Origin of the sequence: Neobacillus paridis, assembly GCF_016765675.1 — a bacterium.
GTDB lineage: Bacteria > Bacillota > Bacilli > Bacillales > Cytobacillaceae > Neobacillus > Neobacillus paridis.
In genome coordinates, this window is the sequence record NZ_JAESWB010000096.1 from 1 (window position 1) to 846 (window position 846).

The window sequence follows — 846 nt, forward strand, 5'->3', positions numbered from 1 at the left end:
CTAGATCTGCTGTGTCGCTCGTGCCTTCACTTTCAACCCCGGCTTCTTCGAACGTTTGGCGGATAAACTCACCCAAAGGACCAATTGCCTGGTCGCTTTCGTGCAATACCTGCCTTAAGCCTGCTTGCAGGCTTGTACGCAGCTTGCTGAGATCGGTGACACTGTGGAGATGGCCGTAGGTCTTGCATTCCTCCGGTGGGAACAAGGCATGAAATCCCTGCCCTTTGTAACCGTTAAACAGGCTGGTGAGTTGTAGGTAGAGCAGCTCTCCACCGCGCGCCATAAAGCTGTGTGCACTGGTGTTGAAGAAAGGACCCCTGAGGGCCTCTTCCCAAGGCATATTGGGGCTTTTGGCCGCACCCTTAGCACCACCGTGCTCCCACAAAATTTCACGTGCCAACAAGGTTTCGGACGCCGGCAAGAAAGTATGGGCAGTCCATGTACGGTCACCCGCCACCCCGACAAAACCTGAGAAGACCCCTTGAATTAGCCGAACTGCGTCGTTGCGACTAATTTTTGATNGGCAAGAAAGTATGGGCAGTCCATGTACGGTCACCCGCCACCCCGACAAAACCTGAGAAGACCCCTTGAATTAGCCGAACTGCGTCGTTGCGACTAATTTTTGATCCCGGATTGATGCGTTGTTCTAATGCTCCGACACCTATCTTAAAAGAATCGATATGGCTTCGATGGCGGGTTTCGAGCTTTGATGCACCCAAAAAAGAGAATAATTTCAGCGCCAGGCGATAGCGCGGGTGATAGGACAGTTTGCTTGGCGCTGATCCGTACACTGGGAATGTGTATGCGTTCGCCTTGTCATCATCCTTTGTGGATGCGAACACTAAT

Annotated in this window: 1 protein-coding gene; it reads right to left on the minus strand. The window is 52.3% G+C overall.

Translation table 11 applies throughout. The features are described from left to right. Positions 1–403, minus strand: a 403-nt coding sequence (locus tag JK635_RS06205; RefSeq protein ID WP_202653109.1) for a hypothetical protein, incomplete at its 3' end; no start/stop codon positions are given. Positions 404–846 lie beyond the last annotated feature (443 nt).